General features: G+C 70.6%; 17 protein-coding genes and 2 pseudogenes. 9 read left to right on the top strand and 10 right to left on the bottom strand.

What is annotated here, in order from left to right:
* Positions 1–259: 259 nt before the first annotated feature.
* Complete coding sequence (locus tag ACZ7IF_RS37990) at positions 260–700, bottom strand: phage tail protein (protein ID WP_470981434.1); 441 nt, start codon at positions 698–700, stop codon at positions 260–262.
* Positions 701–1,894: 1,194 nt separating this feature from the next.
* Between ACZ7IF_RS37990 and ACZ7IF_RS37985 the strand changes: the two genes are divergently transcribed.
* Together ACZ7IF_RS37985 and ACZ7IF_RS37980 are read left to right on the top strand one after the other, a co-directional pair.
* Positions 1,895–2,254: a hypothetical protein gene (locus ACZ7IF_RS37985; protein ID WP_470981433.1), complete on the top strand. Its 360-nt coding sequence runs from the start codon at positions 1,895–1,897 to the stop codon at positions 2,252–2,254.
* 1,009 nt (positions 2,255–3,263) lie between these two features.
* Complete coding sequence (locus tag ACZ7IF_RS37980; protein WP_470981431.1) at positions 3,264–3,542, top strand: hypothetical protein; 279 nt, start codon at positions 3,264–3,266, stop codon at positions 3,540–3,542.
* 358 nt (positions 3,543–3,900) lie between these two features.
* On the opposite strand, the gene ACZ7IF_RS37975 is transcribed toward ACZ7IF_RS37980, so the two are convergent.
* Together ACZ7IF_RS37975 and ACZ7IF_RS37970 are read right to left on the bottom strand one after the other, a co-directional pair.
* Entirely contained in the window at positions 3,901–4,335 is a 435-nt protein-coding gene (locus ACZ7IF_RS37975) for a hypothetical protein (RefSeq protein WP_470981430.1), read from the bottom strand.
* A 601-nt stretch (positions 4,336–4,936) separates the two neighbouring features.
* The gene (locus tag ACZ7IF_RS37970; RefSeq protein WP_470981429.1) at positions 4,937–5,749 is read right to left on the bottom strand and encodes a hypothetical protein; all 813 of its coding nucleotides are present in this window, start codon (positions 5,747–5,749) and stop codon (positions 4,937–4,939) included.
* A gap of 270 nt (positions 5,750–6,019) precedes the next feature.
* On the opposite strand from ACZ7IF_RS37970, the gene ACZ7IF_RS37965 reads away from it, so the two are divergent.
* The 3 genes and pseudogenes from ACZ7IF_RS37965 to ACZ7IF_RS37955 all read left to right on the top strand — a co-directional run bounded on the left by ACZ7IF_RS37965 (position 6,020) and on the right by ACZ7IF_RS37955 (position 8,559).
* The gene (locus ACZ7IF_RS37965; RefSeq protein WP_470981427.1) at positions 6,020–6,583 is read left to right on the top strand and encodes a dihydrofolate reductase family protein; all 564 of its coding nucleotides are present in this window, start codon (positions 6,020–6,022) and stop codon (positions 6,581–6,583) included.
* Positions 6,584–6,777: 194 nt separating this feature from the next.
* A pseudogene (locus tag ACZ7IF_RS37960) lies at positions 6,778–8,225 on the top strand (NF041680 family putative transposase).
* Between the two features lie 58 nt (positions 8,226–8,283).
* Positions 8,284–8,559: a hypothetical protein gene (locus ACZ7IF_RS37955; RefSeq protein ID WP_470981425.1), complete on the top strand. Its 276-nt coding sequence runs from the start codon at positions 8,284–8,286 to the stop codon at positions 8,557–8,559.
* A gap of 205 nt (positions 8,560–8,764) precedes the next feature.
* Here the strand turns inward: ACZ7IF_RS37955 and ACZ7IF_RS37950 are convergent, their stop codons facing one another.
* Complete coding sequence (locus ACZ7IF_RS37950; RefSeq protein WP_470981423.1) at positions 8,765–9,355, bottom strand: TetR/AcrR family transcriptional regulator; 591 nt, start codon at positions 9,353–9,355, stop codon at positions 8,765–8,767.
* A gap of 128 nt (positions 9,356–9,483) precedes the next feature.
* On the opposite strand from ACZ7IF_RS37950, the gene ACZ7IF_RS37945 reads away from it, so the two are divergent.
* Both ACZ7IF_RS37945 and ACZ7IF_RS37940 read left to right on the top strand, forming a co-directional pair.
* On the top strand, positions 9,484–10,440 hold the full coding sequence (locus tag ACZ7IF_RS37945; RefSeq protein WP_470981436.1) for an SDR family NAD(P)-dependent oxidoreductase: 957 nt from the start codon (positions 9,484–9,486) through the stop codon (positions 10,438–10,440).
* A gap of 68 nt (positions 10,441–10,508) precedes the next feature.
* Entirely contained in the window at positions 10,509–10,928 is a 420-nt protein-coding gene (locus ACZ7IF_RS37940; RefSeq protein ID WP_470981421.1) for a DUF6841 family protein, read from the top strand.
* 822 nt (positions 10,929–11,750) lie between these two features.
* On the opposite strand, the pseudogene ACZ7IF_RS37935 reads toward ACZ7IF_RS37940, so the two are convergent.
* Positions 11,751–12,210: pseudogene (locus ACZ7IF_RS37935) on the bottom strand (transposase); the annotation flags it as partial.
* 577 nt (positions 12,211–12,787) lie between these two features.
* Between ACZ7IF_RS37935 and ACZ7IF_RS37930 the strand changes: the two are divergent.
* Positions 12,788–13,579 (top strand): TIGR04222 domain-containing membrane protein, encoded by a 792-nt coding sequence (locus ACZ7IF_RS37930; protein ID WP_470981419.1) that lies wholly within the window; start codon positions 12,788–12,790, stop codon positions 13,577–13,579.
* A gap of 604 nt (positions 13,580–14,183) precedes the next feature.
* On the top strand, positions 14,184–14,699 hold the full coding sequence (locus tag ACZ7IF_RS37925; protein WP_470981417.1) for a hypothetical protein: 516 nt from the start codon (positions 14,184–14,186) through the stop codon (positions 14,697–14,699).
* 84 nt (positions 14,700–14,783) lie between these two features.
* Here the strand turns inward: ACZ7IF_RS37925 and ACZ7IF_RS37920 are convergent, their stop codons facing one another.
* The 5 genes from ACZ7IF_RS37920 to ACZ7IF_RS37900 are packed head-to-tail and all read right to left on the bottom strand — an operon-like array spanning position 14,784 to position 22,581.
* The gene (locus ACZ7IF_RS37920) at positions 14,784–15,374 is read right to left on the bottom strand and encodes a GNAT family N-acetyltransferase (protein WP_469117683.1); all 591 of its coding nucleotides are present in this window, start codon (positions 15,372–15,374) and stop codon (positions 14,784–14,786) included.
* Complete coding sequence (locus ACZ7IF_RS37915) at positions 15,362–17,188, bottom strand: ABC transporter ATP-binding protein (RefSeq protein WP_470981415.1); 1,827 nt, start codon at positions 17,186–17,188, stop codon at positions 15,362–15,364. Before ACZ7IF_RS37915 ends, ACZ7IF_RS37920 begins: the two co-directional genes overlap by 13 nt.
* Positions 17,185–18,159 (bottom strand): thiopeptide-type bacteriocin biosynthesis protein, encoded by a 975-nt coding sequence (locus tag ACZ7IF_RS37910; RefSeq protein ID WP_470981413.1) that lies wholly within the window; start codon positions 18,157–18,159, stop codon positions 17,185–17,187. Before ACZ7IF_RS37910 ends, ACZ7IF_RS37915 begins: the two co-directional genes overlap by 4 nt.
* A gap of 22 nt (positions 18,160–18,181) precedes the next feature.
* The gene (locus ACZ7IF_RS37905) at positions 18,182–19,504 is read right to left on the bottom strand and encodes a lanthionine synthetase C family protein (RefSeq protein WP_470981412.1); all 1,323 of its coding nucleotides are present in this window, start codon (positions 19,502–19,504) and stop codon (positions 18,182–18,184) included.
* Entirely contained in the window at positions 19,501–22,581 is a 3,081-nt protein-coding gene (locus ACZ7IF_RS37900; RefSeq protein WP_470981410.1) for a lantibiotic dehydratase, read from the bottom strand. The genes ACZ7IF_RS37905 and ACZ7IF_RS37900 overlap by 4 nt, the downstream gene beginning before the upstream one ends.
* Between the last annotated feature and the right edge of the window lie 131 nt (positions 22,582–22,712).

Below are 22,712 nucleotides of genomic sequence, written 5' to 3'. Positions count from 1 at the left end.
GCGGCGGGACCCTCCTCAACCGGACAAGGGCCGGCCCTTCGGGCCGGTGTCCTGCGCTTCGCTCCGGACACCGTTCGGGGTTCCGCTGCGCTCCACCCCGAACGGTCCGCTCCGCGGACCCAGGTGACCCTGTTTCACGGGGTTCGGTCCTCCGGACCGTTGAGGCGGGTCCGCTCCGCTCCCCCACCCCTGAGTCCTTCCGGCTCCGCCTCCAGGCCTGGTCCCGCTGACGCGGGGCCAGGCTGGCAGCAACTCGGCACTACTCCACGGTGATGTCCTCGTAGGTGATGGTCACCTGTTCTGTGGCGGAACCAGAGTCGGACGCCCCCAGCGATGGACCTTCCCAACGGGATGCCCAGGCATTGCTGAGATGAATACGCCGCACCGTCTGCTTCTTGGCATCCTGCAAGGAGATCGTGATGTTCTGCCGGGCACTATCGAGGTCGGCATTGACCAGAGTCGACTTGATCCAGTCCGTGAACGCAGTGCTCTTGTCCATACCCCGGGTGATGGTGATCTCGCCCGTCCTGCGGGCGCCGGGCTGCTTGCGGATGATGAGCTCGCCGTCTGCCGAGACCTGCCTGACTTCCACCACGTCCTGCTCCAGTTGCAGCCCTGAAACACCCTGGACCGTCTCCACCTGGTACTTGCCGAGTTCGACGGCGAACGTGGAACTGCTCAATGAGTCACCAGTCAGCATCTGCACTGTCTCCTGTACTTGTGAACGGGCTGTACAACCCATCCGGCAACACCCCGGGGCAGCCACCGAAACAGAGACATCCCAGCCTGCAGCCGAACGACTGAACACCAAAGGCATGCCAACTGGCCATCAGCTGGCATGACAGAACGTAGCCAGACATGCACCTTCAGCGATACCCGAATCCCAGTCACACCCACGGCGCGAAGTCGATCACCCAAACAGCAGACACAACCCCCACCAGGAGTGTTTCAACAAGTCCCACAGCGCCACGCGCTACGCCAACGAACCACCTCACCCCGCTCGACGGAGCCCGGCTTCGCCGAGCCAGAGCCGGCCCTTCCGGCCGGAGTCATCCGCTTCACTGCAGACGAGCCCGGGCTTCGCTGTGCTCCAACCGAACAACCCCCGTTCACCATCTCGCTCCCACCATGCTTCAAACTGAGCAACGGATAGAGCCTGGAACTGGACACACCTTCCGACAGTGTTCAGCACGGGTATCGCGGCCAGTGAAACTGCGCAGTACCAAACCAACCTGCGCAACCATCAGACCCCATGTGACCTGCGAGTTCACCACTGACGGGCCGTGACGCGGTGCAGTGACGACACATGACGAACCGCCAGCCCAAACGTCAACACCACTGACATACTGCACGAACCTGTCACTCCCCCGGCGCAGCCCACGGCCGGCCTCCGGGCCCGTCTCGCCGCCGAGCCGGCCGAGGCACCGTAAGCGGTGCCGAGGGGTCCGCGGCAGCGCCCCACTCCCCCGGCCGGCGCCGGCTCGGCACGGGCCCGGACGCCGCCGCGCACTGACCACACGTCACCGGCCAAGGCCGGCTGTCTGCTTGGGGCGGCCCGACGGTACTGCCCCCGGAAACCGGGCGCCGGGCCTCACCCACGCACGCCATATCGGCGCAGGCTGAACCCGACCCTAACCGCCCCTGGCGCGCGCCCTTCACCTCCCGGATACGAGCTCTAACCGTCAATCCCAGGGACGAGTGAACCTTTTTGCGGTGAACTTCCACACCCTCCCGGGTGAACGCCTGAGCGGCGGCGAACCAGGGATCCCCACAGGCAGCTACAACTCATGCAAGCGGAACCTCTGTGCGAGCGAGGAACCCGAGCCCGCCGACTCCCACAGCCGGCGGCACCCGTAGACGGAAGACCCACCCACCAAAGAAATGAGAACCGACCATGACAAACACCACTAAAAGTACGCTCGGCAATGAGGAATGGCTGCTGGTCGGCAACTCCCTCTGGTCCGCAGACGGGAGCGTCGAGTTCAAGTGCCAAGGTGACGGGAAAGTTGCCATCTACTGGGGCGGAGAATGCCGGTGGCAGAACACGAAAGAGCAGCGGTCCGACGTCAAGGGCCTGATCATGCAGGGTGACGGAAACTGTGTGCTGTATACCACGCGTGGCGAGGCCATTTGGCACACAAACACAGCGGCACCGGCAGGAAGCAACACGTGCACCGCGACGATCCGGAATGACGGCCAGTTCACCATCTACAAAGGCACCCCCCTAAGCCAGACCGGACCCAAGAAGAACTGATCGCGCCTACCAGGCCCTCGACACCGAACCGACCACCGGGGACGAGGCGAGAGCCCGGATGCTGTGTACGGTCCCGGCTGCGGGCAATCTGCGTGCACGAAGCGAACCCGGCCCCGCCGGACCGCCTCCACACACCGCACACGATGCCCAACGGGCCCGCAGCGCCCTCTCGGCCGGCCGACGCCGCCCGGGTACCGGGGCGGACACAGCCGCGCACTGACCAGCCGTCACCAGCCGGGCCAACCTGCTGCCTGGGCGGCCCAGTAGTACTGACCCCGGGAACACCGGGCGCCCGGCCTCACCCACGCACCCATACGGGCGCGGGCTGGAGACGACCAGCGCCCAGGAAGCCCCACAGGGGCCCAAGACGGACCCCTCACGGGGCGCCTGGCCCCAGTGACCAGCCGCCCCCTGGTTGTCTTCCATTGCCCCGCAGGGGCGGGCCCCGGCGCGCAGCGCCTTTCAAAGGGGCCCGGGAGCGAAGCGACCTGCCCGAAGGGCAGCTCTTTTGCCTGCCCGTGCCCGAAGGGCACTCAGGGGGCGGGCCAGCCGCAGGGCTGTCCATCAACCCCCACTCGTCACACAAAAGAGGGGCGGCACGTGCCGCCCCTCTTTCACCTATTCGGCCCTCCGGGCCGCCTCTCACAGCTCCCACCCGGGGGCCGCTGCGGCCATGTCCCCCCATGCGCAACCCGAGCTGGCGCACGCCTCCGCCCTCGATGGGGTCCTCGCTCGCCCGACCGTCGGCCGGGCCATGGTCCGGGCACCAGGACACGGCGGTGACGGAGCGATTCTCGCTGCGGGTTGCGGGGATAACCCCCATGTCGTGCAGCCTCATCCGGCGATGGCGGACGACTGCTGCGTCAACTCCTCGCGAATCCGCTTGCCGAGCCCTCCGAACGGGCGCGGAACGGATTTTCGCGAGAACTGGGCCGCGCCGGTCCGCGGTCGCACTGTTGCTCTCGCTCACCCGATCCGGCCCCGTGCCGGCCTTCCGAAAGGGACCACCATGACCACGACCACGACCGCCGCCCCGAACGGCTCCGAGGCCGCCGACGCCATCACGGCCGCCCATGAGCGGGCCGAGGTCGCGCGGCTGCGGCTCCAGCGCAACGTCCTGTTCGTGCTGCTGCTCCTGGGCATCGGCGCCGTCCTCGGGGGCGGTGCGGGTCTCGTCATACGGCTGGCATCGTCCTGGGCGAACCCGGCGCAGGTCGCCCTCGGCACGCTCGGCGTCTACGTCGGCGCGCTCGCCGTGCTGGTGCCGTTTCTGCGCCGCCGCCGGTAGCCCGCACACGGACTTCCCGCCCCGCCGCCGCGGGGGCGGGGCGGGCGGGCACGGGCCCGCCCCGGGGCACCATGGCCGGGCGCCGTGCCCCGCCCTGGCCGAAGGGCGGGACGTCGCCCGCCGCCACTGACCCTGCCCACCACCATGCCGGGCGCCGGCCATCCCGCCCCACGGGAAGCCGGCGCCCGGCACAACCCCTCAGCCCACCCGACCCCCGCGCACGACGAAGGGCCGCCACCCTCGAAGAGGGGCAGCGGCCGCGACCTGTGGGTTGCCAGGTCAGCTCAAGGACTCGCGACATCGGCACACTGAGCAAAGCCTCTCAGGGGAAAAGTCAGCGTGCCTGTGTTCCTGAGCCTCACACCCCATCCACTGTTATCGGAAAATGGACGGTCCTGGAGAGTGACGAAGGTGGCCAGATCATCTTGTGCGTAGAATCCACCACCCAGTACCTTTTTCCCTCCGAGCAGGGCATGCTGACATCGCAGAGCTGTCCCGGACCGCATTCGGCGTCGACGGCTTCGATCCTCTCGTACCCTGTCAGGCCCTGGTCCTGAGGAACCGGCGCCGGGGTCGTTGATTGGGCGTCCTGGCTGCAATTGACGTTCTGGGTGCCATTGAAGTTGTTGCCCTGCCCCACTTGCCCTGCGGGAAAACAGGCGAGGATAATCGACGGGCTGCCGAGGAGCGAGAGCAGCCCTCCGTCGCCGTCAGCGTGGGCGCCGCCAGCCCCGACTAGGACCGCTACCACTGTCGCAGTGCCGATCACGGAAAGCCGCTTGGTGATCTTCACTCGGAGGACCCTTCGTCTGTGTACCGCTCGTCTGAGTAGTGACACGTAGATCGCTGCATGTCACTCAAAGGAGATTGCTGACACGCTGATAGCGGAGGGTTTCGCCCGTTCAGCTTGCGCCTGAATGGCGGCAGTGCGGTCACCGCCCGACAGCTCGGCAACGCGATTGGCCAAAGCCACGGGGCCCCAGCTTGGGCATCGCTGTGTGGATCGTGTTACACGCCTAGATATGGACTACCGCGCTGGGAAAGGACCCTCCGGGCCCATGGGTCACACAGGCCGAGCTCGGGCTCGCCAGCACGCGCGTAAGGTGTCGGGCATCGTGGCGAAAGCCGGCTATGCAACGGCGCGTTGGACAGTCGGCGCAGAAGCCCTTCCCTGCTGGGTGCAACCAAGGTGAACAGAGCCTTCACGCAACCCGCGTTGGAGCGCGGCAAGCCACCCGAAGGGACCGGCGTCCCAGACGCCGACCCGAACACCCACCGGTTCCACCACGCAGCATCCACCCGCCCAGCCTCCCACCCCGGGCCGGCGGCCGGGGGTGGAAGCCTGTGTGGGTCTCCGGACGGGTGAACCGCGCGGCTACCGGCCGCCCATACTCTCACCGGGCCGCGCGCTGTTCCTCCGCCTCCGCCCGGCGCAGCCCTCCCGCCAGCTCCGCGCAGCGCAGGTCCCCGCCGGGGTGCCACTCCATCACCGGAGCCACCGCGTCGCCGTGTTCCTCACACCACCCCACCGGAACGACCCCGCCGCACTCCTGGCGCCGGCAGACGCAGGCCTCGCCCGGGGCCGTGTGCGCCACCATGTGACGCACCACCCCGCCCACCGACCTCGGCGAGGCCGCGCCCCGCAGCCGGGCCGGCCACGCCACAGTGACCCGCAGACCCCCGCGCCCCGCCCGGAACCGGCCGACTAGCCGCACCTCGCCCGGCACCGTCAGTCGGCGTAGCGTCGCGCCGGACTCCCCGGCCGCCAGCGTGGCGAGGGCGTCGGCGTCCTCGTCGGTGGACCAGCCCGACAACCGGTCCTCCCCCTCGGCCTCGGCGGCCAGGGCCAGGAGCGGGTCGTCGAGCCGGAACGTCCTCGTACCACCGCCGTGGCACGCCATCAGGAGTGATGCCGTCGGCGTCCGGGTGGGAACCTCGATCTTGTCGTGGGCCAGGAGCCACGCCAGCACAGCGGCGCGGTCGAACTCCGGGTGGACGTCAGTGCCACCGACCGGGGCGGGGAAGTCGTCGTGGCGGCGGCGCCACTGCACCACCGCGGCCCGCCCCACCCGGGCGATCCGCGCCACCCCCGCCAACAACAGCCGGTATTCGCCCGGGACGACCGGGGCAAGGCCGGCGAGCGGGAACCGGCGAGCGGGAACCGGCGCCCGGCCGCCACCGTGCGCACCGCCCGCCAGTCCACCCACGGCCACACCACCGGCAACAGAGCCACCTCCTCCGCTGTAGGGTCTCGCTGCCGATGACATGTCGATCTTCTGTGACCTGCTGGTTCTCTGTTGTCTCACCGCGATGTCACCCGAGATCAGTCTCAGATCGATGCCATTTCCTCGGCGGAACGATGAGTCTGCGGCTGAGCCGAGCACGAGGACTACCGGCGAGCCCCGATCGCGCACCGATGAGTTTCCCACGCCGCGCCGGTCTGTACGCGTGAGACCGACTCACGGAAGGCTGGCGGCATGCGGAAATTGATCTACGGCATGAACCTGTCCCTGGACGGCTACATCGCCGCGCCCGGCGACGACATCGGCTGGAGCGTGCCGAGCGACGAGCTGTTCCAGTTTTGGTCCGACCAGTTGCAGGCGACCGACCTGTCGCTGTACGGGCGCAAGCTGTGGCAGACGATGAGTTCCTACTGGCCGACTGGCGACCAGCAGCCCAACGCCACCCCGGCGGAGATCGAGTTCGCGCGCCGCTGGCGGGACATGTCGAAGGTGGTGTTCTCCTCTACGATCGACAAGGTCGACTGGAACACCCGCCTGGTCACCGGCGACGCGGTCGCCGAGATCACCCGGCTCAAGGGCGAGGACGGCGGCCCGATGGACATCGGTGGCGCGACGCTTGCCGGGTCGGCCATGCGGGCCAGGCTGATTGACGAGTACGTGCTGGCCACCGCGCCGGTCCTGGTGGGCGGCGGCACGCCGTTCTTCACCGCGCTGGACAACTGGGTGAACCTGAACCTGGTGGAGACGCGGACGCTTCCGTGCGGCGTGATCCTGACCAGGTACGAGACGAGGCGCTGAGCGCCCGAAAGGGTGAGAACCCCGACCAGCGAGTCTCACGAAGACGGCATAAGCTTGTTGTTTATCTTCCGGCCTCGAACGACGTCTCGAACTGGATCCCTCACCTGAGGAATCGACAGACGTGGGGGGGGGCGGCCTTCGTCTGATCATGTGCTCCGACCAAGGTGCACGTGACCACGACGAAGGCCGTGAGAGTGAGTCTGCTGCCTGAAGCTGTCCGGAGGGAAGCGTTCGCGGAAGCGTCACGCTTCCGGGGCGAGTTCTACGAGTGTCTGACCGCCCGGCGCGACGAGTTGTTCGAACTCGCCGACGCCATGCTGTGTGCGGACGGTGCGGTGAAGTCCCCGGTGGATCTGACGCTGCTGCCCGAGCACCGTCGTGGGCACGGAGCGATGTACGGCGGCCTGAACCACGGCCGCATCGATACCGGCCGCCTGCGAACGGCGCTGGCCGGACTATCGCTGCCTCGCTTCGACGGCGGTCGCCTGGTGCTGGCTGTCGATGTCAGCCCGTGGCTGCGGTCGGACGCGCCATGTTCCGCCGACCGCTTGTTCTGCCACGTCTACGGCCGTGCGAAGACGGCCTCACAGTTCATTCCTGGCTGGCCCTACTCCTTCGTCGCTGTGCTGGAGCCGGGCGCCACCTCCTGGACCGCGGTCCTGGACGTGGTCCGACTCGGACCGCAGGACGACGCGACCGCCGCCACCGCCGACCAGCTGCGGGGTGTCGTCGAGCGGCTCATCGCAGCTGGACAGTGGCAGGACGGGGACCCGGACATCATGATCGTCAGCGATGCCGGCTACGACGTCACCCGCCTGGCTTGGGTCCTGCGCGACCTCCCGGTCGAGATGGTCGGACGTGTCCGCTCCGACCGAGTGATGCGCTTGCCGAAATCACCGAAATGCACGGCGTCAACGGCCGGCCGCCCAAGCACGGCCCGGAGTTCCGCTTCGCCAGGCCGGAGACCTGGCCCGAGCCCGCGATCACCACGGTCACCGACACCAGCAACTACGGCAAGGCCGAAACGCAGGCATGGGACCGGGTCCACCCGCGGCTCACCCACCGTTCGGCCTGGCTCGACCACGAGGGCGAACTCCCCTTGATCGAGGGCACGCTGATCCGGCTAAGCGTCGAGCACCTATCGAAGGAACGAGACGCCCCACCGGTGTGGCTGTGGTCCTCGAAGACTGGTGCCGCCCCGGACGATGTGGACCGATGCTGACAAGCATTTCTACGCCGCTTCGATCTGGAGCACACCTTCCGCTTCGTGAAACAGACCCTCGGCTGGACCACGCCGAAGATCCGCACCCCCGAGGCGGCGGACCGCTGGACCTGGATTCTGATCATCGCCCACACCCAGCTCCGGCTCGCCCGTCCGCTCGCCGAGGACCTCCGTCGACCATGGGAGAAGTCCACCACCTCCGGCCGGCTCACCCCAGCCCGGGTTCGCCAGGGGTTCAGGAACATCCGCGCTCACCTCGTCTGCCCGACCCGTGTTCCCAAACCCACCGGAACAGGCCCCGGACGGCCGCCCGGCACCAAGAACAAGCACCGGGCACCCCGCTACGACGTCGGCAAAACCGTCAAGCGCGCCGAGACCCTCGCCGAACTCCACACGTCTCTATCCTGCGACAGCGATTGAGCGTCCTCACGAAGGTTGCTTCATTCTGGAGGCTCAGACCAGCGAGATGGAGGCAGCGATGATCGCGAGGGTGGCCGTGTGGGAACCGATGCCGACTGACGACCGCGACTGGGTGCTGGATGCTGCAGCCGCCGTGCCCGGCGTCCATGGCGCGTATCACCTTGTCGATCCTGTCACTGGCAACGGACTGTCTGTCGCTTTCTTCGAGGACGAAGCCGCAGCTCACGCCGCACACAAGGCAATCGAGAAGCGCGCCGAGGAGATCGGCTGGAACAAGGCCCCGCACCCGACGCCCGTTTCTCAGACGATCTATCAGGTCGTCCGGCACGTGTAGCGCGGCGCGAAGGAGCGCGCCTGCTCAGGATCCGATGGCACACCGCCCAGCTGTCGATGACACAGGACAGTCTCGAAGATAAAGAACAAGATAAGTGCCTGTTTCGCATTTCCTGACCCGTGTCAGTGGCTCACGCTCCGCAACGCGGTCGGGGCTGCTGGACCGCTGACGTCACAAAGCCGGCGGGGACCGCGGCAAGGCCGGGTCACGAGCTGGGTGCCGATCCGTCCGCTCCGTACCGGAGGCCGTCGAGGAGCAGGTCGAGGAGGCGTCCGGCCCGTTCGCGCTGGTCGGGAGCGTTGGTGATCAGCCCGATGCCGGCCAGGCTGAAGCCGACATCGAAAGGGTCGGTGCCCGGCCGCAGGAGACCGGCGTCGGCGCCGGCGTGCAGCAGGGTGCCGATCGCGGTGGCGAGCTTGTCGAGGGTTTCGGCGAAGGGGTCCGCACCGGATGCGGCCGCGGCTCGCAGTGCGTCCGCCATGCCCTGCTTGGCTGTGAGGTAGTCGATGAAGTCGTCCATCCACAGGCGCAGCGCCTCGTCCGGGGCATGGTCGGCCAGCCGTTGTGCGGCGCTGTCGCAGACGCGGGCGAGCTCGTTGCGGTAGGCCGCCTCGATGAGTGCCTCACGTGTGGGGAAGTGGCGGTAGAGCGTGGCCGAGCCGACGCCCGCGGCTTTGGCGATGGTGTCGATGGCGACGTCCGGGCCCTTCTCGGAGAAGGCGCGCACGGCCGCTTCGAGGATGCGCTCGCGGTTGCGGCGGGCGTCGGCGCGCAACACGCTCGGCTTGGTGGTCAAGGCTGCTCCCTTCGTCAGGGGATCAGTCTATCTGGACAACTGGGGAATTCCCCGTTTACCGTGATGGCTAACCGGGGAACTCCCCGGTTACGGCGTTGACCGTGACGCTCCACGCGCAAGGAATGGCGATCATGACAGCACAGCAGCCCATCGGCTCCGGCTTCGGGGCCCGCAGCACCACGGCCGACGTCCTGGCCGGCCTCGACCTCACCGGAAAGCTCGCAGTCGTTACCGGCGGTAGTTCCGGACTGGGGCTGGAGACCACGCGCGCCCTGCGGGGCGCGGGCGCGACTGTCGTCGCAGCCGTCCGCCGCCCGGAAGCGGCCGCGGAAACCTTCACCGCAGTGGACGGGGTCGAGGTGCGCCGTCTCGACCTGGGCGACCAGGCCAGCGTGCACTCCTTCGCGGACGAGTTCCTGGCAAGCGGCCGCAGCATCGACATCCTCATCAACAACGCCGGCGTGATGGCCCTGCCCGAGACCCGCCTCGGACCTGGCTGGGAGGCGCAGTTCGCCACCAACCACCTGGGCCACTACACACTCACGAACCGCCTGTGGCCCGCCCTGGCAGCCGACGGCGGCGCGCGCGTGGTCGCGCTCAGCTCTGCCGGACACCGCTACTCGCCGATCCGCTGGGACGACGTCATGTTCGCAAACGACTATGACAAGGCCGTCGCCTACGGACAGTCCAAGACCGCGATCGCGCTGTTCGCCGTCCACCTCGACGCCCTAGGCCGCGAGCACCAGGTGCGGGCCTTCGCCGTCGCCCCCGGTGCCGTCATGACCCCGCTCCAGCGGCACATGACTCGCGAGGAGATGATCGCCTTCGGCTGGATCGACGACCAGGGCAACCCGGCCCCCGGTTTCAAGACCCCCGAGCAGGGTGCCGCTACCCAGGTCTGGGCGGCCACCTCCCCGCAGTTGGCCCACACCGGCGGCGTCTACCTGGACGACTGCGACATCGCCCCGCTCTCCCAGGACGACGCACCCGGAGTCAGGCCCTACGCGGTCGACCCCGAACAGGCCGCACGCCTGTGGACCCTGTCCGCCCAGCTGACCGGCACCAACGCGTTCGCAAACCGGTGACACGACGGCAGCGCACTCCCCTCCAAGAAACCCGCACCTGAAATCTCTGCAAGAAGGGTCACGAAATCATGGCGCACACCGATCTGGCCGCCGTCGCGAACGAAGCACAGGCATGGTTCGACAGCTACGTCGAGACGTTCATCGGACTGGCAGCAAAGGGGAGCACCGATCCCGCGCCGCTCCTCGACTACTTCTCGGTGCCGATCAGCATGACCGCGGGGACGGCCCACACCGTTCTCACCTCCGCCGAGGCGCTCTCCCAGGGACTCGCACACGAGCTGCGCGCACTGCGCGACGCCGACTACGGGGGCAGCAAGGCCCTCGACCCGGTGGTGCGCGCGCTCAACGAGCGGGCCGCGCAAATCGAGGTGACCTGGGCGCGCCAGGACAGCCAGGGGCGGGAGTTCCAGCGTGTCCGTGTGCTCTACCTGGCCGCCCGTACCGACGCGGGATGGCGGACGGTCGCCTCCGTGATCCTGGCCAGCTGACGAAGCACATTGCCCGCGCGGTCGCCCGCAGTGCGCTCGCCAGTCAGCGAGGCGACAGGACCAGGCCACAAGATCGCCAACGTGACAGTACGTGCTGATCGATGTCACGTCGATGCTCGTCCCCACGGCTTAGCGTGCCGCGCCGCCCGGCGACGGCGCGGCACTCCGTCAGTCGACGTTCTTGAGGATGCCAGGCATGGGCGCGGTCGGGCCCATCCGCCGTGCCACCGTCGCCCGGCCGCCGTACGCATGCCGCTCACCGCCACGATCGCCGCCACTGACTTCATGAACGTTCATGCGCCCAGGTGCCGGAGCGAAGGCAGGCCGCGGCTCCCTTGCCTTTGCCGGCCTACTGACCTGGCCGGGATCAGTCCGTGCACCGGCATCCGCACGCATGCATAGGAACCACATGACCGACACCAATCGAGGCACCACGGACCTCTCACGCCACTGCGAGGCGACCTTGTTCCTGGGACAGTGGATGCGCTCGCCCTCACACATCGGTGCCATCGCGCCCAGTTCCCGGCATCTGGCCCGCGCCGTCACGTGCGCCATCCCAGAACGCGGGGAACCCGTCGTCGTGGAACTGGGCCCCGGAACAGGGCCGTTCACCGCAGAGATCCAGCGCAAACTCGCCGGACGCGGCCGTCACCTCGCCGTGGAGATCAATCCGCGCCTCGCCGAGCTCCTTCGCGACCGCTACCCGGCGGCCGAGGTGATCCAGGGCAATGCCGCGGATCTGCGCCAGCTCCTGGACGAACGCTGCGTCGACCAGGCCGACGTGGTGGTGAGCGGCCTGCCCTGGTCCCTCTTCCCCACCACGGTCCAGGAGGTGCGACCGGTCTCCAGCGCGGCGACGATCGAGTACGGCCAGCCGGGCACCATCTGGTGTTTTCCCAGGCCTCGGCCGAAGGTGTGGCAGAACGATCGGTCCGAGCATGTTGTCGGCGTTCGGCCGAAGCCACGGGGACACATCCACCGCGAGCACGAGGCGCCCGTCGGCGGCCCGGGGCAACGGCACCCCGACCAAGGACCGGCGCAGCCGGGCGACGTCGATCCGGCCCTGGTTCAACCCGGCGTACAGGGCGCCGTGCCCACGCCGGTGCTCGGGCGCCAGAGCCAGGTCCACGAGCGTACGGACCGGACCGTCGGTGCTCAGCAAGGCGTCGCACAGCTCGAAGAGGGCGTCGCCCCGGGCGAGTAGGGACGCGTACAGCTCGGTACGGAACGCCGTCACCGCCGCGAACGCGTCTCGTTGGACCCCGTGCTCGACCTGTTCCACGATCCGGCCTCCACCGCCGCGCCACTCCTTCCCGCAGGATCAGGCCCCAGGCTCACGGACATGCCGTGAACAGGAGAAACCCCGAACAAGTTCGAACCCCGTTCGACGGCGGACCAAAAACGACAAGCTCCCAGCATGCCCGCCCCCACACTCTCGTGGACTGCCTGGCCAGCCCCTGCTCGTCGGCTGCCGTACCGTCCTGGACCCCGAGTCCTGGCGTACGGCAGGCTGGGCCGTCCACCAGCTCGGGCCCCCCGGCACGTAGAACTCAGCTCGCCGCCCTGGCCGTGTGCCTGGCAGTGGCCGCCCCACGCGTCCCCGGCACAAGCCTTCCACCCACAATGACGCAGCGCCCTGGAGGACGCTGAGCCACGCGGAGGGCCATGTCGACGGACTCAGCAATGAGTCGGTGAAACCCAGAAGAAGAAGTCCGAAGCGAAGCATGTGGACCTGCACAGGCGGGTCTGAGGAACCGGCCGCCCGGCCGGAACGCGAGCGGGCGAGGCCGACTGGTGGTGACGCTGGCGGAATCCACGCTTCGGGTGCACGCTGAGAGCTCCCGGGGGAGGAGGGTGCAGTGCTCGTCGTCAACGCCGTCCCAGTGGCAGCGGCCTGGCTGCTGGTGCTGGTCGCCGCCGCCCTGCGGCTGGGCCCGGGAGGGCGGCCGGGCCGCGGCCCGCTGGACCGGCGGCTCTCCCCCGTCGAGATCGGCCTGCTGCGCGGCGGCGCGCGGGGTGCGGCCCAGTGCGGGCTGATCGAGCTGTACCTGGCCGGTTCGGTCGAGGCCGGCTGGCGGCGGACCGTGGAGCCCGGCTTGGCCCGGCTGCCGCGCAACTGCTCCGAGGTGGCCCGCGCCCAGTTCCACGTACTGTACAAACCGCTCCATCCGCGCCGCCTCCAGGACACGGAGCGGGTACGGCAGGCCGTCCGCCAGGTGTCGCAAGAGCTGGAGCGGGCGGGGCTGGTTGTATCCCGCAGGCGGGTGCGGGCCGTAAGGATTCTGCTGCTGCCGGTCTTCACGGCCGCGCCGCTGGCCGCCGCGGCGGGCGGGCCGGACGCGGCGGTGTGGCTGGTGCTCGGCCTCCTCGCCGACGCGGGCGCGGTGGCGTTGTGGGTACGGCGCCGCCGCACCCTGCGCGGGGCGGCACTGCTCGCCCGGCTGCGCCACGACCACGCGGGAGTCCGCACCGCGACCCGGAGCCGCCCGGACGAGCTCCTGCTGAGCATCGCCCTGTTCGGCGCCCCGGCCCTCCGCGCCCAGCTCCCCCGGTTCACACAGGAGAGCGGCCTGCTGACCCGCCCGCCGGGAGAGCCGATGGACCGGGGCGGCGGAGGATCAGGCGAAGCATTCGCGCCTTGCGGGGGCTAGGGCGCGCGTCGAGTCAGGTCGAACGGACTATCAACGGGCTCAAGAACTCCCGTGCCGTCTCGACGCGTGGCAACGAACGGGCCTCCGTCTTCCAGGGAACCGGCACCGCAGCAACCATCCGCCCGTGCACGGTCGCGCCCGCCGCATGCGCGCCCCCGCCCGCTGCTGAACAGCTGGGCGGCCGCTAGCCGCGGTTCACCCGTCCGGAGGCGGATCGGGTGTCCCCGCACGGCCGCCGCTGGGAGGGGGCAGGTGTTGGGGTAGAGGCTGTGCAGTCCGAGGAGTGGGGGCAGCCAGGGGCGTTCTGGTCGGGGCACAAGGACGCGGCGGTGACGCCCCCGCAGGCATGGCGTACGCACCCGCAGCCCTCCCCAGCGCCCGCGTGCACGACCGCGTGGTGGGCCACTCCATCGTGCTGAGAGGCGGTGCCTCGCAGGTCGGCGGGCCAGGCCAGCGTCACCCGCAGGCCGCCCGAGCCTGACCGGAACCGCTCGACCACCCGCACACCCGATCCAGTACCGCCAACGGCGGCGCCACCGGTGGTTGTCCGGGACGGTTGCCCGTCCACACCCATCGCCCTCCGGGCCTGGCGCAGGGAGAACCCGTGGAACTACAGAGCCGTCTCCTGCTGGAGGACAACCTCCTGCTCATCACCGTCCACACTCCGGCCGCGACGGAGCAGAGGGCCGCCCTGGCCCGCAAGATCGGCCTCCTCACCGACGAGCGCCAGCTCGCCGGCCTGGTCATCGCACTCGGCATGGCGGCTGGCACCGCGGCCGCAGTCTCGGTCATCCTGCGCGCTTGCCGGCACCACCATGCGGCACCACCACGCGGCCGGTGTCCCGGTCGCGGCCGTCTCTGCACCGCGGCCCGGCCCACCTCCGCCAGCAGCACCCGATCCCGGCCCGGCACCCACCGGGGTAAGGGCTGCGAGCGGGGAGCGGGCGCCCGCAGGAGCGGCGTACACCGACCGCCGGTCCACCGACGAGTCCTGGACGGCGGCGGAGACCGACGAGGCACGCAGACTCCTCGACCACACCAGCGCCCCCTCCGGTACTCCGCCGAGGACATTGCGCTGCTCCCGGCAACGCGTCCGGACGGGACGACGGGCGGCCAGTGACGAACGCGGCGAGTGCCCTGTCGATGCCGAGATGTTCACCGAAGGCCGCCAGTCGTGAGACCCGCGGACGGGGTGAGTGCCTCCTCAGTGCGCCGTACCGGCCGGATATGGGATCGACGACGGCCGGTCCAGGTCCTGGGGCAGCAAGGCCGCTATCCAGGCGTCCCGGCGGGACCCGTTCTGGACCGTGCGGGCCCGGTGGGTCCCCTCCAGGACGTAGCCGGCCCGTTCCGCGCAGGCGAGGGAGGCCTCGTTGCCCACTTCCACAACCGCCTCCAGCCGGTCGACGCCGAGCGCGCCGAACGCCCAGGCGGACATCGTGCGCAGCGCCTCCGAGGTGTAGCCCCTGCCCCGTTGCCCGGCCGCGGTCCAGTAGCCGACCCAGGCCAGTTGCTCGGACAGCGCGGCCCAGCTGAGGCCGAACACGCCCAGCGAGCCGACGAACTCGCCGGTCCGTCTCAGCTCGGCGGCGAAGATCAGGTTGGTCGTGTCCCGCCACCCCTGGGCGCACACCGCCCCGGTGAAGGCCTGGGCCTGCCGGAGAGTGGGTTCGGCAGGGGCCTCGGTCCACCGGCGCACCGTGTCGTCCTGCCAGCCGGCGAGCACGTGCTCGGCGTCCGCGGGACGCATCGCCCGCAGGACCAGCCGTTCGCTCGTCAGGGTCACGGGGTCCATGCGAGGGCTCCTTTCTCGTGGGCCGCGAGGAGTTCCGCGTAGCGGCCGCCGCGGCCGGTCAGTTCTTCGTGGGTGCCCCGTTCGACGACCCGGCCGTGTTCGAGGACGGCGATCTGGTCGGCGTGGCGCACCGTCGACAGGCGGTGCGCGATGGTGATGCGGGTGACCCTGTGGGTGGCGTCCTCCAGGCTCGCCATGACCGCCGCCTCGGTTTTCACGTCAAGGGCGCTGGTGGCCTCGTCGAGGACCAGGACCCGCGGTCTGCGCAGCAGCGTCCGGGCCAGGGCGAGGCGCTGGCGCTCTCCGCCCGACAGCCGGTGCCCCCGCTCGCCGAGAACGGTGTCGTAGCCATCGGGCAGTCCGAGGATGACCTCGTGGACGCGTGCCGTGCGGGCCGCAGCGTGCAGTTCCTCCTCGTCCGCGTCGGGCTTGGCGAAGAGTAGGTTGTGCCGCACGGTTTCGTTGAAGAAGAACGGCTCCTGCGCGACGACCCCCACCGTGTCGGCGAGCGAGCCGAAGGAGAGGTCGCGCACGTCGACGCCGTCGACGCTGACCGTCCCCTCGCGGGTGTCGTACATCCTCGACACGAGGTGGCCGAGGGTCGTCTTGCCCGAGCCGGTGGCGCCGATGACCGCCAGGTGGCTGCCGGCGGGTACGACCAGGTCCACCCCGGACAGGCAGGCGCCTGCGGCGGCGTAGCCGAAGCCGACCCCGTCGAAGCGGACCTCGCCCCGCGCCTCGCGCAGGACCACCGGACGCTCGCTCTCGACGATCTCGTTCTCCACGTCGAGGTACTCGAAGATGCGCCGGAAGTACGACATTGAAGCCTGGAGCCGGACCCCGGTCGACAGCAACTGGGTGGCCGGCCACACCAGGGCCTGCTGGAGGGCGACGAAGGCGACGAGGGTCCCGGTGGAGGGGACGGCCCCCTCTGCCCGCGCCATGACACCGGCACCCCAGTAGAGCAGGGGCGGCGCGCTGGCCATCAGGATGCCCAGCCCCGACATGCGCCATTGCCCCGACAGCCCCGCGCGCAGGGACACCGCCGCCAGACGCCCCGACGCCTGCCTGAACGCGGCCGCGGTCGAGCGGCTGCGCCCCATGCTGCGTCTGAGCATGACGCCGGAGACGGACAGCGACTCCTCGATCATCCCGGTCATCTCCGCCACCTGCTGCTGGCGGTCGTCCGTCAGGTCGCGCTGTTCGGCGCCCACCCAGCGGCTCACCGCCACGAAGCCCAGTAGGAGCGGCAGGACGAACAGCGTCATGCGCCAGTCCAGGAGCAGCATCGCCGCCAGGGTCGCGAGCACGCTCGCGCCGTTGGACAACACCGAGGTCAGCGTGGAGGTGAGGGTGGTCTCCATGCCCGCGATGTCGTTCGTGAGGCGTGACTGGAGGTCACCGGAGCGGGCGGCGGTGAAGAAGCCCACCGGCAGGCCCTGCACGTGCTCGTAGGTCCTCGAACGCAGCTCGTGCATGACCTCGTGCCCGGCCTTGTTCGACAGCAGGTTCTGGAGCACCCCCGAGGCGTTCGCCACGACTGCGGCGAGGATCATCCCGGCCGCGAGCAGGGTGAGCAGGCCGGTGTCGCCCTCCGGCAGGGCGGCGTCGAGGATCTCCCTCAGGAGGAAGGGCCAGCCGGCCGAGGCGGCGGTGTCGACGACGACCAGCGCGACGATCAGGAGGATCTTCCCGCGGTGGGGCCTGAACAGGCGGGCCACCCTGCGGGCGGGTGCGGAGGACGGCGCCGCTTCGGGCGTTCCCCGTCCGGTGCCGGCGGTGCCGGCCGTGTTCGTTGCTCGGCGGCGGGTCACCGGAGCAGCGCCTCGACGATGGCGCACTGCCAGGCGAAGGGCAGCGCCGCGCGGTTCCAGTGGTAGACGACGAAGAAGGCGGCGGCCTCCCGGGGGCCGACGCGGGCCCCGGGCGAGGCGAAGTATCCGGTGAGCCAGCGCGGGCACTCCGCCCGGGCGGCGACCGCGAACGCTTCCGGATAGGGGAGGCCCCAGGGGCGGGTCGTGGCGGCCAGCCGGCCGGGTTCGGACCAGACGCGGTGGATCTTGGTGAGGGTCTCGTCCCAGCCCGCGGGCTTGTCGCCGTCGATGCTCCTGCCTGCCTGCCGGCGCAGGCGGTCCCAGACGTCGCGGTCCTCCCAGCCGACGATCCCGAGTGCGTCGAACAGCGCCTCGATCATGGCCAGGGAGACGGCCCAGGCGGGTTTGCGGTCCTCCGGCCGGCGTGCCCAGTGCTCTGCCCAGGCGAGGGAGTCCGCGGTGAACAGGCGGTGCACGCTCGCCATGGAGACCGGTCCGCCGAAGAGGTGCTGCTCCGGTTCGTAGACGGCGCGCGACCACGCGTCGATCAGGCCCTGCCTGCGCCATCCGTCAAGGACCGTGTCCAGGCCGTCCGGGGTCGCCCCGCGTCGGCCGTCCGGGCCCGGGATCCGGAAGCGGACCCTGATGCCGGGGTCCTTGTGCATGAAGAAGAAGTCCTCGGCCTGTTCCGCCAGGAGGCGCCGGGCGCAGCTCCCGAGAGCCGCGTACAGCTCCGGTTCGCCCGTCGTCCCGGTGAGGGCCAGCCTGTACTCCGCCCACTCCGGCGGGGCCGGCGCGTGTACCGCATCCAGGCCGCCCGCCAGCAGGGCCTGGACCGCCTGTATCAGCCGCTCGTCCGACGTGCCGTGGCCCTCCAGCTCGTCGGCGGCCCGCCTGAGGAACTCCGGCAGGGACGCCTCTTGCTGCCCGATCCGTACGCGGGAAGGGGCGAATGCCTCATGTGTGCTCATGTCGTGCCCGCTCCTCGCCGGGTCAGGCGGTCAGGAAGGCGGCGTCCCAGGGGAACGCCCGCCTTCCCTCATCCGCGTAGGAGTCCAGTGCCAGGGCGATCCCGGCCGCGCCGTCCAGCAGTCCCGGGTAGTCCCCGCCGTGCGGGTTGTCCGCGTGGGTCGGGCGGTAGCCGAAGCGGAACGCCTCGTTGAAGCCGTCGGCGATCCGGGCGGCGATGTCGTCGCGGGACGCCCGGACGGCCGTGGCGTGGGGGCCGTCCGCGAAGTACCCCAGAAGGTGTAGGAGGCCGGCCCAGCCGTGGCACATGCCCATGCCCGTCTCGCCCCAGTCTCCGGCCGGTACGGCGAGGGCCGCGGCGACCGCGTCGTCGGCGAGGCGCGACCAGTCGGTGCGGCCCGTGGCCCGCCCGGCGATCTGAAGTGCCCGGGCCACGCCGGGGGTGTCGTAGCACCAGCGGAACTGCCGCGTGCGAGGGGCGTCGAGGGCGCCGGTGCGGAATTCGCTCCGGGACAGGTATCCGGGCCAGAAGGGACCGTACGCGTCGTGCTGGACCCAGGTGACCAGGAGCCCTGCCAGCCGCTCGACCGCTTCGAGGAGCCCGGGGCGGCGGCAGCCCTCGGCGTGGGCCAGGGACAGCAGGACGAGGGGTCCCGGGATCCCGTGGGCCAGCCCCAGGTTGAGGTGGCCGTGCCGGGCGACGTCGGACTCGGCGTGGAAGTAGGGGGAGGGGGCCTCGTCCGCCCAGAAGCCGGGGAGCCCCTCTGCGGTCGCGGCCGACGGGTCCGTGGCTTCGAGGGCCATGGCGGTCAGGGTGTCGAGTACGGAGGCCGTCGCCTCCGTCACGGGTTCGCCGCGCAGCAGGAGGTAGCGGCCGATGCCGGTGAGCCCGCTGATGGCGTCGAAACGGTCGAGCTCACGGCGCCGCGAGGCCGCCACGGGGGCGCACAGCGCCGTCGCGGCCCGCGACACGTGCCGGTCCAGCTGCTCCAACGCCCGGCCGTAGCCTCCGGTGGCCGAGCGGGCGGCGAGCATCGCGAAGCCGAGTCCCGTGAGGTGGGCCTGCATTCCGACGCCGGGCTGCGGCAGGGTGCCGATCAGCTGTGAGCAGCGCTGGAGGTGGCCGTGGGCTGCCGCCGCGGCGGCGGGATCCCGTGGCGCGCGGCTGCTGAAGAGCAGGGAGATGCCCGAGTGGCCCCGGGCCAGGGTGCCGGCCTCGATCTCGGAGACGTTGACGTGGCGGGGTTCTCCGGGAAGGTCGCCGACCGGTATCGCCCGGGGATCCGCGAGGCGGTGGGCCAGGGCGTCCGCCACCGCCCGCGCCGTGCGGCGTGTTTCCTCGCTCATCGGTTTCCCCTGTGGTGCTTGAGCCGGTCGGTGTGGGCCCGTGCGGCGTGCGCGAGCAGGGTGAGGGTGCGCAGTTCGGAGGCCCGGTCGATGCCCACGAGCCTGTTGTGCTGCATGTGCAGGAAGCTGAGGACCGTGCGGCGCCTGGCGGCCTGGCTTCCGGTCCGTCGGGCGGTGTCCGCCAGTGCGGCCGCCAGCGTGTCCAGCGCGGTCGTCGTGCGCCAGGCCTCCGCGAGGCCGGGCATTCCCAGGCTCTCTTCGAGGTGCGCGGCCGCCGCCTCCGGGACGACGAGCCGGGCCGTCTCCGAGATCAGCTTCCGGGACAGCGAGCCGTCCGTTGACCTGGGGAACAGCCCGCCGATCCACTCCGGCCACTCGCCGGGCAGGAGGGCGTCGAGCATGAGTCCGTAGTTGGCCACGGCCAGTTGCTCCCGGGACAGCCCCCGCCCGGCCCGCAGCAGCCGCAGTTCCGCCGCCGCCGTCTGGCTGTCCAGGCAGAACACGGCCTCGGCGTCGGCCATCAGTTCCGGGCCGCCGTACCGGGCCGTCTCCGGCTCGTACGGGCAGACGCGGAACGCTCGGATCAGCTTGCGCGCCCGCAGCTCGTCCAGCTGCGTCCGCAGTGTCGCCGCGACGCCCGGGTCGCGGGAGCGGACCCGCAGGCGCAGGTGCGGCTCGGGATGGAAGAAGCGTACGTAGTGCCAGCTGTCCAGCCGGTCGTGACAGGGACGGAGCATGTCGTCGAGGGTGCAGATCACCTCGTCGTGCGTCTCGGGTACGGCGGACAGCTCGGCGTAGAACCACTCGCCGCCCGGCGAGTGGTGCACGGCCGGTACGGGGACGGCCGGAGGGGCCGGCCGGACTGCCGGGGGCTGTTCCCGGGCCACGAGCGGGACGGTGATCTCGTTGGCCCTGCCTCCCGTCCAGCCGTACGAACCGAGCGCCTGTACGGGCTCGGTGATCCTGACCTGGGCCGCCTTGGCGATGTCCCGGCGCAGGAGCTCCTGGTGGAAGGGCTCGCGGAGGTCGGCCTCGTAGCTGTTGTCGGCCTGGGAGACGCAGACCCGGCCGGGCACTGAGTGTTCCTCGCGCCACTCCTCCAGCGCCGCCCGGAACGCTTCGGGGGAAGAGGCGTTGTCGCGCATGGCGAGGCTGGGCCGCCAGCGCAGCGGGGATATGACGGTCTTGCCGAGGCGGACGCGCGGGAGCCAGGGTGCTGCCCCGAAACCCGACCAGTCCCATATCTGGAGGACGCGCGGTGCACCGCTGTGCTTGATCTCGGCGAGCAGCCGGACGAGGTTGGGCGCGTGCGACTCCAGGTTGAGCATGTGCGGCACCACGGGGTGCACTTCGTTCCCGGTCGGGGCGTGCACCAGGCGCAGGCGTTCGCCGTCGGCGGCCACGAGGAGCTCGCGCCAGTCCAGGGAGGTCGGGCTGTCGTGGTCCGGCATCCCGCCCACGGTGATCTCGTGCGTGACGAGACCGCCGACCTGCGTCACGTTGCCGGCCCGGGAGTTGATCGGCTTGAAGACCAGGCGTGCCGTGATCGCGTCCCCGGCGGGTGCGCGCAGGAGGGCGCCCATCTGCTCCTCGATGCCCGCCATGGCGGCGAAGCGGCCCATGGAGGCTCCGGCGGTGGCCGAGCCGATCATCGGCGAGGCCACCAGCACGAAGTCACCGCGGTCCAGGTCGTCGGTGTGGTCGGCGAGGAGCTGGAAGGTGAGTTCGAGTGAGGGCGGGGGCGGCGTCCCCCGCCCCGTGGCCAGGGCCTGGACGTCTGCGGGGGTCAGGACGATCTCGCGGTCCGGGCTGAGCATGCCGCGCTGGATCAGCCGGCCGAGGACTTCGAGGCGGCGGCCGTCACGGGTTTCGTCCTTGTTCTCGTACGCGGTGAGGCGTGCGTCGCGGGAGACCCGGGGGTTGTCGTACCCGCGCGGATAGCCGAGTCCGGTGTGCGGGTCGATCAGCTCGGCCAGGGGTACTGCGCCGGCTTCGCCGTACTTGTCCATGAAGGCTTCGCGGTACTCGCGCATGTGGCCGTAAACCTCGGTCTCCGGGGTCATGGCCCACAGGGCGGAGGCGTACCGTTCCACCTCCTGGGTGACGGCCGGAGGGACCGCGACGTCCGCGGCCATGGCCAGGTCGACCTGAGCGGCAGACACGTCGGCGCCGGACGCCCCGGCCGCGCGTTGGATGGCACGCCACAGCTCCGCACCGGCGCCGGGCGGCGCCTTGCGGAACGCTTCGACGGCTTCGAGGACCGCCGTCAGGCGGCGGCCTTCGTCGGTGTCCTGGCCGAGGAGGCCGAGGACGTGTGCCATTGCCTTCTCGTCCAGGGACTGGGGTGCCAGGGAGGTCACCAGGAACTCTCTGCGAGCCATCTGGAGCAGGAGCGCGTCCATCCGGCCGCGGTCCACCGACGGGTGGGCGGCGGCCGCCCTGTCGAGCAGCGCGCTCCAGTTGACCGGCCGGGCGGCCTCGGCCAGTACCCAGCGGACGAAGGCGGTGCAGCGGATGGTGACCTCGCGGCTGCGGTACTCATCGCGGCCGCACGCGAGCACCAGCCGGTCTCCGCGTACGTGGCAGAGGTCGTTGACGACCACGTCCGCGCCATGGCGGGAGTGCGGCTGCTCCAGCCAGTTCCTCGCCTGCGCGGCGAACCAGCCCGCGTCGAGGCGGACGTGCCTGTCTCCCGGGCCGTCGATGGCGGCCCGGGCCCGGTCGGCCGTCCGCAGCGCCGACACACCGGCACTCAGCCCGAACGGCGTGGGCCTGCCGGTGACGCGCAGTGCGTAGCGGGCCATGGAGGTGGCGGCCTTGAGGAGCTGCCTGGGCTCGATGCGCGCACCCGACTCGAGCTTGCCCAGCATCGCGGAGAGGGAGCTGCTGGACACCTCCACGGTCTCGCGGAACACGGCGTGCCCTGCCAGGGCGAGCAGGTAGGAGGCGAGGTCCTCGCCTGCGAAGGAACCGGCGGCGTCGGGGCGCGGCAGCGGGACTTCGAGGGAGCCGCGTCGCAGGGCGGAGAGCCGCAGCAGCATCGGGCCTGTAGCGGTGAATTCCGGTTTCAACGCCATGGCGGAGGTGCCTCCAGGGAGTGAGGGGACGGGAGAGCGCCGGGGGGGGGGGGGGGGGGGGGGGGGGGGGGGGGGGGGGGGGGGGGGGGGGGGGGGGGGGGGGGGGGGGGGGGGGGGGGGGGGGGGGGGGG

The sequence above is a fragment of the Streptomyces sp. NPDC037421 genome, assembly GCF_055602105.1.
Note: the sequence above shows the minus strand (reverse complement) of the source record. Positions and strands in the feature narration are given on the sequence as shown.